The sequence below is a fragment of the Duganella sp. Dugasp56 genome (assembly GCF_047304105.1).
Taxonomy (GTDB): domain Bacteria; phylum Pseudomonadota; class Gammaproteobacteria; order Burkholderiales; family Burkholderiaceae_D; genus Rugamonas; species Rugamonas hordei.
Genome location: NZ_JBGLYQ010000030.1, coordinates 79644 through 89113 on the forward strand (window position 1 = coordinate 79644; position 9470 = coordinate 89113).

11 protein-coding genes are annotated in these 9470 nt (G+C 63.3%); 10 read left to right on the top strand and 1 reads right to left on the bottom strand.

Going from position 1 to position 9470, the window contains the following annotated elements:
• Positions 1 to 35 precede the first annotated feature (35 nt).
• Entirely contained in the window at positions 36 to 1100 is a 1065-nt protein-coding gene (gene pbpG, locus ACCD07_RS20990) for a D-alanyl-D-alanine endopeptidase (protein WP_413448448.1), read from the top strand.
• Here the strand turns inward: pbpG and ACCD07_RS20995 are convergent.
• On the bottom strand, positions 1082 to 1861 hold the full coding sequence (locus ACCD07_RS20995) for an IclR family transcriptional regulator (protein ID WP_176654112.1): 780 nt from the start codon (positions 1859 to 1861) through the stop codon (positions 1082 to 1084). The two genes, pbpG and ACCD07_RS20995, sit on opposite strands and share 19 nt — an antisense overlap.
• A gap of 104 nt (positions 1862 to 1965) precedes the next feature.
• On the opposite strand from ACCD07_RS20995, the gene ACCD07_RS21000 reads away from it, so the two are divergent.
• From ACCD07_RS21000 to ACCD07_RS21040, 9 genes are all read left to right on the top strand, one after another.
• A complete protein-coding gene (locus tag ACCD07_RS21000) occupies positions 1966 to 2349 on the top strand; it encodes a diacylglycerol kinase (protein WP_353403262.1) in 384 nt (127 codons plus the stop codon).
• Between the two features lie 99 nt (positions 2350 to 2448).
• On the top strand, positions 2449 to 3450 hold the full coding sequence (locus ACCD07_RS21005; protein ID WP_413448449.1) for a sulfate ABC transporter substrate-binding protein: 1002 nt from the start codon (positions 2449 to 2451) through the stop codon (positions 3448 to 3450).
• Positions 3451 to 3452: 2 nt separating this feature from the next.
• Positions 3453 to 4028: an alpha/beta hydrolase gene (locus ACCD07_RS21010; RefSeq protein ID WP_176654115.1), complete on the top strand. Its 576-nt coding sequence runs from the start codon at positions 3453 to 3455 to the stop codon at positions 4026 to 4028.
• Between the two features lie 24 nt (positions 4029 to 4052).
• Positions 4053 to 4691 (top strand): peroxiredoxin, encoded by a 639-nt coding sequence (locus ACCD07_RS21015; protein ID WP_176654116.1) that lies wholly within the window; start codon positions 4053 to 4055, stop codon positions 4689 to 4691.
• Positions 4692 to 4770: 79 nt separating this feature from the next.
• Positions 4771 to 5544 carry a sulfite exporter TauE/SafE family protein gene (locus ACCD07_RS21020; protein ID WP_176654117.1) on the top strand — a complete coding sequence of 258 codons (774 nt, stop codon included), beginning with the start codon at positions 4771 to 4773 and terminating at the stop codon, positions 5542 to 5544.
• A gap of 187 nt (positions 5545 to 5731) precedes the next feature.
• On the top strand, positions 5732 to 6541 hold the full coding sequence (gene cysT / locus ACCD07_RS21025) for a sulfate ABC transporter permease subunit CysT (RefSeq protein WP_413448453.1): 810 nt from the start codon (positions 5732 to 5734) through the stop codon (positions 6539 to 6541).
• Positions 6541 to 7449, top strand: a complete 909-nt coding sequence (cysW, locus tag ACCD07_RS21030; protein WP_413448450.1) for a sulfate ABC transporter permease subunit CysW — start codon at positions 6541 to 6543, stop codon at positions 7447 to 7449. Before cysT ends, cysW begins: the two co-directional genes overlap by 1 nt.
• Before the next feature lie 4 nt (positions 7450 to 7453).
• Entirely contained in the window at positions 7454 to 8524 is a 1071-nt protein-coding gene (locus tag ACCD07_RS21035) for a sulfate/molybdate ABC transporter ATP-binding protein (RefSeq protein ID WP_176654120.1), read from the top strand.
• The gene (locus ACCD07_RS21040; protein WP_176654121.1) at positions 8521 to 9453 is read left to right on the top strand and encodes a CysB family HTH-type transcriptional regulator; all 933 of its coding nucleotides are present in this window, start codon (positions 8521 to 8523) and stop codon (positions 9451 to 9453) included. The genes ACCD07_RS21035 and ACCD07_RS21040 overlap by 4 nt, the downstream gene beginning before the upstream one ends.
• The last annotated feature ends 17 nt before the right edge of the window (positions 9454 to 9470 follow it).

Genomic DNA, 9470 nt, shown 5'->3' on the forward strand with positions numbered 1-9470 from the left:
CGCTTTCGTGGTATTGCTCTTTTCCGGGGATATGAATGTATAAATTAGCTTTAAGTGCGCTCATTTCACTGATGTTCGCTTCCACGGCGGTGACCGCGACGGCTGCGACGGACGCCGATGCCGCGCCGAAGAAACATCAGACCAAGAAGAGCAAGACCCGTCAGCCTCTGCGCATCGCCGCCGCCGATACCGGCGAGCGGGTGATCAAGCGCGTCATCAAGGTCAACGGCCGCCGCAAGGTGGTGTACCAGCGCATGATGGTGGCCGCGCCCGCCGTGCCGACCATGGGCGACCTGGCCGGCCTGAACATGACCCACGATCCGCTGGACCTCAAGTCCAATGTCGCGCTGGTGCTGGACCAGGCCAATTCCGAAGTGCTGTTTGAAAAGAATTCGAACGTCGCCTTGCCGATCGCCTCGATCACCAAGATGATGACCGGCCTGGTGGTGGTGGAAGCCAAGCAGGACATGGATGAAGTGCTGACCGTGACCGACGAGGATGTCGACCGCGAGAAGTTCAGCAGTTCGCGCCTGAAGGTCGGCTCCCAGCTGACCCGCGCCAACATGCTGCACGTGGCCCTGATGAGTTCGGAGAACCGCGCAGCCTCCGCGCTGGGCCGCAACTATCCGGGCGGCAAAGCCGCGTTTGTCGAAGCGATGAACGCCAAGGCCCGCGAGCTGGGCATGGTCGACACGCACTACGTCGATTCCAACGGCCTGTCGAAAATGAATGTGGCCAGCGCGCGCGACCTGGCCAAGCTGGCGATGGCGGCGTATCAGCAGCCCATCCTGCGCCAGTACTCCACCGACGCCAAGGCCATGATCGAAACCAATGGCCGTCCGATGCAGTTCGGCACCACCAATCACCTGGTGGCCAGCCCGGACTGGACTATCGGCCTGCAGAAAACCGGATTCATCAATGAAGCCGGCCGCTGCCTGATGATGCAGGCCGTGATCGAGGGCCGCTCGGTGATCATGGTGTTCCTGGATTCCAAGGGCAAGCAGTCGCGCACGGCCGATGCCGGCCGCATGCGCAAGTGGCTGGAGGCGTTGAAGCCTGCAACCCTGGTCAGCAGCCCGTCTTATTCGACCGGGATGTAACCCAGCGTGGCGGAGATCTGGTTGGCGGTCGTGACCAGGTCGTCCAGCCACTCGTCCTGCAGACGGTCGGCCGGCGCCGAGATCGACAGCCCGGCAATCAGCTTGCCGCTGTCGTCGTGGATGCCGGCGGCCATGCAGCGCACCCCCAGCTCCAGCTCTTCATTGTCGCGCGCGTAGCCGCGCGATTTCACCAGGCTCAGCTCGCGTTCCAGCTTGGCCAGGTCGGTGATCGAATTCTTGTTGTGCCCGGCCAGCCCGGTCCGCGTGGCGTAGGCGCGGATGGCTTTCGGCTCGTCCACCGACAGGAACAGCTTGCCGGTCGAGGTCAAGTGCAGCGGACCGCGTCCGCCGATGGCGCGCACCACCTGCATGCCCGAACGTTCCGAGAACGCGCGGTCGATGTAGACGATCTCGTCGCCCTGGCGCACCGACAGGTTGATGGTCTGCTGGGTCTTTTTGTGCAGTGCACGCATGAAATCCAGTGCGGCCTCGCGCACCGACAGCCGGCTCTTGACCACATTGCCCAGTTCCAGCAGCCGCATGCCGAGCCGGTAGGTGCCCGGCTCGATGCGGTCGACAAAGCGGGTCAGCACCATATCGTTGAGGATGCGGTGCGCGGTCGACGGGTGTAGCCCGGAAACCTTGGATAATTCCTTCAGGCTCACGGGGTCGGGATACTTGGCCAGGGCATCGAGCAGCGCCACCATGCGCTCGATCACCTGGATAGTGGTCTTTTGCTCGGGAACGGTTTCGATTTTCATGATGTGGTTGGTGCAGTGCGGTATGCGATACTTACTTTATACCATAATGTGAAAAAAATGGGAATTAATGCATAATGATGCATTCTATTTTTTCCGGCGCATCCATGGAACCAGTGAGCGAATTCAAGAGCAAGAGCGGCCTGAAACGTATCTATTCGGCCTGTCTGTATTCCATCGACGGCTTCAAGTCGGCATGGAAGCACGAGCATGCTTTCCGCCAGGAGGTCAGTGTGTTCGTGGTGGGCACCATCATCGCGCTGGTGCTGCGCATCTCGGCGTTCGAGAAATTGATGCTGATCGGCGTGCTGATGCTGATATTGATCGTGGAACTGATCAATTCATCGATCGAGGCGGTGGTGGACCGCGTGTCGCTGGAGCGCCACCCGCTGTCCAAGAACGCCAAGGACTTCGGCAGCGCCGCCGTGCTGCTGACGTGCCTGCTGGCGACGGCCGCCTGGGCCGTCGTGTTGTTCAACCGCTTTTACTGAATCCTTTATTCGGTTTTGGCATATTGAACTGCTAAAAGCTTAGTTCTCATTTATAAGGGACGGCATTAACCTGAAGACCTTCACTACTAGGGGAATCAGATGCTGTCCAAAAAAATAATCGCCGCCGCCGTTTTCGCCGTAACCGCTGCCGTGCCGGCATTGGCCGCCGAAATCACCTTGCTGAACGTGTCCTACGATCCGACCCGCGAGCTGTACCAGGACGTCAACGTCGCCTTCGCCAAGGAGTGGAAAGCCAAGACCGGCGACACCGTCAAGATCAAGCAATCGCACGGCGGTTCGGGCAAGCAGGCGCGCTCGGTCATCGACGGCCTGGAGGCGGACGTGGTGTCGCTGGCGCTGGCCTACGACATCGACGCCATCGCCGAGCACAAGCTGCTGGCGCCGGACTGGCAGAAGAAGCTGGCGCACAACAGCACGCCATACACCTCGACCATCGTGTTCCTGGTCCGCAAGGGCAACCCCAAAGGCATCAAGGACTGGAACGACCTGGTCAAGCCGGGCGTTGCCGTCATCACGCCGAATCCGAAGACCTCGGGCGGCGCCCGCTGGAACCACCTGGCCGCCTACGGCTACGCGCTGCGCCTGCCGGGCGGCAGCGAAGCGTCCGCCAAGGACTTCCTGACCAAGCTGTACAAGAACGTGCCGGTGCTCGATTCCGGCGCGCGCGGCGCCACCACCACCTTTGTCGAGCGCGGCATCGGCGACGTGCTGATCGCTTGGGAAAACGAAGCGCTGCTGGCGATCAAGGAACTGGGTCCGACCAAGTTCGACATCGTCGCGCCGTCGGTCTCCATCCTGGCCGAGCCGCCGGTGGCCGTGGTCGACAAAGTGGCCGACAAGCGCGGCACCCGCAAGGTGGCCGAGGCTTACCTGAACTTCCTGTACACCGACGAGGCGCAGGAAATCATCGCCAAGAACTACTACCGTCCGGCCGTGGAAAAGGAGGCGAAGAAATACGCCGGCCAATTCCCTAACGTCAAGCTGTTCAAGCTGTCGGATGTGGCCGGCGACTGGACCAAGGCGCAGAAGACCCACTTCGCCGACGGCGGCCTGTTCGACCAGATCTACCAGCCGAAGTAATCATGGACGGCGTGCTGAGCCAGTTTCGCGTGTTGATTGCTCCCGGCCTGCATGGCAGCGGACCGGAGCACTGGCAAAGCCGCTGGCAACGCCTGTTCCCGGCCTTCGAGCGAATCGAGCAGGACGACTGGGATGTGCCGGACCTGCCGCGCTGGTCGGCGCGCGTGGACCGCCAGCGCCGCGCCGTTGTCAACACTGGCGACCATCCGCGCCCGCTGCTGATCGTCGCCCACAGCTTCGGCAGCCTGGCCGCCGTGCACAGCGTGGCGCGCGATCCGGCCGGCGTGGCCGGACTGCTGCTGGTGGCGCCGGCCGATCCCGACAAATTCAATGTGGCGGCGCTGCTGCCGAAGCAGGCGCTGCCGGTGCCATCCGTCATGGTCGGCAGCACCGACGATCCGTGGATGGCCGCGCCGCGCGCCGAACTGTGGGCGCGGCACTGGCACAGCCGCTTCATCAACGGTGGTCCGCTGGGCCACATCAATGCCGAGTCGGGGCTGGGCGATTGGCCGGAAGGGCTCGAAATATTGTATTTTTTAGCAGAAAAGGCGCAAAATAACGCGCTGACGGCCCACTGACTCACAATTACTCTGGAGATGACCATGACCCTGCGTTTAGGCGACACCGCCCCTGATTTCGAACAAGACTCTTCCATCGGCAAGCTGCACTTCCACGAGTGGGCTGGCAATTCGTGGGTGGTGTTGTTTTCGCACCCGGCGGACTTCACGCCCGTCTGCACCACCGAGCTGGGCCTGACCGCCAAGCTGAAACCTGAATTCGACAAGCGCAACGTCAAGGCGATCGCGCTGTCGGTCGATCCGGCCGAATCGCACAAGGCCTGGATCAGCGACATCGAGCAGACCCAGGACACCGTGGTCGGCTTCCCCATCATCGCCGACGAAGACCGCAAGGTCGCCACGCTGTACGATATGATCCATCCGAACGCCTCGGCCACCGCCACCGTGCGCACGCTGTTCGTCATCGACCCGAACAAGAAGGTGCGCCTGAGCATCACCTATCCGATGAGCACCGGCCGCAACTTCGACGAAGTGCTGCGCGTGATCGATGCGCTGCAGCTGACCGACGGCTACACCGTGGCCACCCCGGGCAACTGGAAAGACGGCGACGACGTCATCATTCCGCTGACCGTGCAAGACCCGGAAGTGCTGAAGCAAAAGTATCCGAAAGGCTATACCGCCGCCCGTCCATACTTGCGCGTCACGCCACAACCCAATAAATAACGCATAAGCAAATAAGCATTCCGTTGTTTGGAAGTTTCCCTAGAGTAGTTTACTCTGCGAGCTACTCTTGGGGAATTGCATGGATTTGTCCTTTGTCGCATCTGGTTTCGCGGTCGGCCTGCTGGTCGGCATGACGGGCGTGGGCGGCGGCTCGCTGATGACGCCGCTGTTGACGCTGTTGTTCGGCGTGTCGCCGGCGGTCGCGGTCGGCACCGACCTGGCGTTCGCCTCGCTGACCAAGGGCGTCGGCACCTTCACCCACCGCATGCGCGGCACGGTGCACTGGGAAATCGTGCGCCGGCTGTGCATCGGCGCCTTGCCGGCCGCCTTGCTGGCCAGCTTTGCGCTCAAGCATTTCGGCACCCTCAACCAGGAAATCGGCCAGGTGATCCGCTACATGATCGCCGGCTCGGTGATGTTGACCGTGGTCGCCTTACTATTCAAACGCAAGATGCTGGCCTGGATCACGGCCCGTCCCGAACGGCAGCTGCAGGGCAGCGCGCTGACCACCGCCACCATCGTTGCCGGCGCCGTGCTGGGCACGCTGGTGACGATCTCGTCGATCGGCGCCGGCGCCATCGGCGCGACTCTGCTGGTGATGCTGTATCCGCGCCTGAGCGCCGCCGAAGTGGCCGGCACCGACATCGCCTACGCCGTGCCGCTGACCGCGATTGCCGCCGTCGGCCACTGGTGGCTGGGCTCGATCAACTGGTCCTTGCTGCTGACCTTGCTGGTCGGCTCGCTGCCGGGCATCACCATCGGCGCCTACGCCGCGCGCGCCGTGCCGGAACGCCTGCTGCGCGGGCTGCTGGCCTTCACCCTGGTGGCGGTAGCCGCCAAGCTCGTATCTTGAACGGATTTCCGGATCGATATACCGGAATCGTCTAATCAAATGAAAAAAGCTTCGTTTGTATTATGAAGCGTAGATGAGATTATGCAGCCCTTATAGAAGAATTTGTAATAAGGGAGCATACATGTCCGCAGTTCTCGCAGCGCCCGCCACGGCCCCCGTTGCGTCCAGGGGAGCGCCGTACCGCGTGATGCCGGGTTTCCGGCTCTCGCTGGGATTTACCATTTTCTACCTGACGCTGATCGTCCTGATCCCGCTGTCGGCCGTGTTCCTGAAGACGTTCACGCTGACCTGGGAAGCGTTCTGGCACGCCGTGACGTCGGACCGGGTGATGGCCTCGTACCGCCTGACCTTCGGCGCCTCGCTGATCGGCGCCTTCATCAACGTCATCTTCGGCGGCATCGTCGCCTGGGTGCTGGTGCGTTATGAATTCCCCGGCAAGCGCATCGTCGACGCGCTGGTCGACCTGCCGTTCGCGCTGCCCACCGCCGTGGCCGGCATCACGCTGACGGCGCTGTACTCGGCCAACGGCTGGTTCGGCCGCATCCTCGAAGGCATGCTGGGCCTGAAGGTGGCGTTCACGCCGATCGGCGTGGTCATCGCGCTGACCTTCATCGGCCTGCCGTTCGTGGTGCGCACCGTGCAGCCGGTGCTGGAGGACGCCGAGCGCGAACTGGAGGAGGCCGCCGCCAGCCTGGGCGCCAACGCCTTCCAGACCTTCTTCCGCGTGGTGTTCCCGACCATCCTGCCGTCGCTGATGACCGGCTTCGCGCTGGCCTTCGCCCGAGCCACCGGCGAATACGGCTCGGTGATCTTCATCGCCGGCAACATGCCGATGGTGTCCGAGATCACGCCGCTGTTCATCATCACCAAGCTGGAGCAGTACGACTACGCCGGCGCCACCGCGATCGCCGTGGTGATGCTGATCGTTTCCTTCCTCATGCTGTTGACCATCAACCTGTTGCAAGCCTGGGCTCGCGGAAAGTCGGGGAATAAATAATGAGCGGCGTTCCTGTTGTTCCTGTTGTTCCTGCTACTGCAGTGCGGCGCGGCGAACTGCCGTCGGCCCCGCAAATCCTCGAACCGCTGTGGGTGCGCGGCGCGCTGATCGCTATCGCGCTGACCTTCCTGACCTTGTTCCTGTTCGTGCCGCTGGTGGCTGTGTTCGTCGAAGCCTTCCGCAAGGGCTGGGAAGCCTACGTGTCCGCCATCGTCGAGGAAGACGCGATCTCGGCCATCAAGCTGACCCTGATCACCGCCGTCATCGCCGTGCCGCTGAACCTGGTGTTCGGCGTGGCGGCGTCGTGGTGCATCGCCAAGTTCGAGTTCCGCGGCAAGAGCATCCTGCTGACCCTGATCGACCTGCCGTTCTCGGTGTCGCCGGTGATCTCCGGCCTGATCTACGTGCTGCTGTTCGGCGCGCAGGGCTGGTTCGGTCCATGGCTGCAGGAGCACGACATCAAGATCCTGTTCGCGGTGCCGGGCATCGTGCTGGCGACCATCTTCGTCACCTTCCCATTCGTCGCGCGCGAACTGATCCCGCTGATGCAGGCGCAGGGCAGCGAGGAAGAGGAGGCCGCCATCGTGCTGGGCGCCTCCGGCTGGGACACCTTCCGCCGCGTCACGCTGCCCAACATCAAGTGGGGCCTGCTGTACGGCGTGATCCTGTGTAACGCCCGCGCGATGGGCGAGTTCGGCGCGGTGTCGGTGGTGTCCGGCCACATCCGCGGCGAGACCAACACCGTGCCGCTGCAGGTCGAGATTCTGTACAACGAATACAACTTTGCCGCAGCTTTCGCCGTGGCGTCCCTGCTGGCCCTGCTGGCGCTGGTGACGCTGGCCCTGAAATCCTTTATCGCCTGGCGCTTGAACGAATCCATCGCCGACGACGTGCGCCCTACGGAGTAATACCATGACGATCGAAGTTAAAAACATCAATAAACGGTTCGGCGATTTCGTCGCCCTGAACAATGTGTCGCTGGACTTTCCGCAAGGCGAGCTGACCGCGCTGCTGGGGCCGTCCGGCTGCGGCAAGACCACGCTGCTGCGCATCATCGCCGGCCTCGAGCATCCTGACTCGGGCCAGGTGCTGCTGGACGCCAACGACGCTTCCCACCGCCACGTGCGCGAGCGCCAGGTCGGCTTCGTGTTCCAGCACTACGCGCTGTTCAAGCACATGACCGTGTTTGAAAACGTCGCCTTCGGCCTGCGCGTCAAGCCGCGCGCCGAACGGCCGTCGGAAGACCAAATCCGCCGCAAGGTCAAGGAGCTGCTCGAGCTGGTGCAGCTGGACTGGCTGGCCGACCGCTATCCGCCGCAACTGTCGGGCGGGCAGCGCCAGCGCATCGCCCTGGCGCGGGCGCTGGCGGTGGAACCGCGTGTCTTGCTGCTGGACGAACCGTTCGGCGCGCTGGACGCCAAGGTGCGCAAGGAACTGCGCCGCTGGCTGCGCCGCCTGCACGACGACCTGCACGTGACGTCGATCTTCGTCACCCACGACCAGGAGGAGGCGCTGGAAGTGGCCGACCAGGTGGTGCTGATGAACAAGGGTAACGTCGAACAGATAGGCGCGCCGAGCGAGGTCTACAACCATCCGGCCTCGCCGTTCGTCTACGGCTTCCTCGGCAACGTGAACATGTTCCACGGCCGCGTGCAGGACGGCGTGCTCGCCAGCGGCGACGCCTCGTTCACCGTGCCGGGCCAGCCGTCGGCCGACGGCAACGGCACCGCCTACGTGCGTCCGCACGACCTGGAGATCGACCGCTACACGCCGGGCGCGGAAGGCATCGTGGTCAAGCTGCGCCGCGCCCATGCGATCGGCCCGCTGGCGCAACTGGATCTGGAGCGCGGCGATACCGCCGAGCTGATCGAAGCGGTGATGTCAAACGAGCGCTTCAGCCATCTGCAATTGAAGGAAGGCGAAACCCTGGTGGTGCGCCCCAAACGCCTGCATGTATTCGTTGACGGAGGAGCCGCCATATGAATTTTCAACAATTGCGCTCCATCCGCGAAGCCGCGCGACGCGGCTACAACCTGACCGAAGTGGCGAACGCCTTGTTCACCTCGCAGCCTGGCGTCAGCCGCCAGATCCGCGAACTGGAAGACGAACTGGGCGTGGTGATTTTCGAACGCAACGGCAAGCGCCTGACCGGCATGACCGAGCCGGGCAAGGGCATCCTGAAGATCATCGACCGCCTGCTGATCGAGGCGGAAAACCTGCAGCAGGCCAGCCTGGAATACACCGGCCAGCAAAGCGGCACGCTGAGCGTGGCGGCCACCCACACGCAGGCGCGCTACGCGCTGCCGAAAGTGGTGCAGAGTTTCCGCACCGCCTATCCCGACGTGCGCATCGCCCTGCAGCAGAGCGCGCCCGAGCACATCGCCGAATGGATTTTGTCCGGCAAGACCGACATCGGCATCGCCACCGAGGGCCTGTCGCAGTTCCCCGACCTGGTGTCCTTCCCTTGCTACCGCTGGAGTCATTTGATCGTGGTGCCGGACGGCCATCCGTTGCTGTCGCGCTCGCCGATCAGGCTGGAAGACCTGGCCGAGTTCCCGCTGATCACCTATGACGTGGGCTTCACCGGCCGCGGCCATATCGACGCAGCGTTCGCGGCGGCCGGCGTCAAGCCCGACATCGTGCTGACGGCGATGGATTCGGACGTCATCAAGCAGTACGTCGCGCTCGGCCTGGGCGTGGGCATCGTGGCGTCGATGGCCTTCGACCACGGCCGCGACAAGGGCATGCGTGCGGTGGAAGCGTCGCACCTGTTTGCGCAAAACACCACCCGGCTGGCGGTGCGCCGCGGCGCCTACCTGCGCTCGTACGCCTACCATTTCATCCAGCAATTCGCGCCGGACCTGACCCGCGCCGATATCGACGCCGCCTTGAACGGCGGGGATCCGTCCTGATCCGGAGGCCGCCGCCA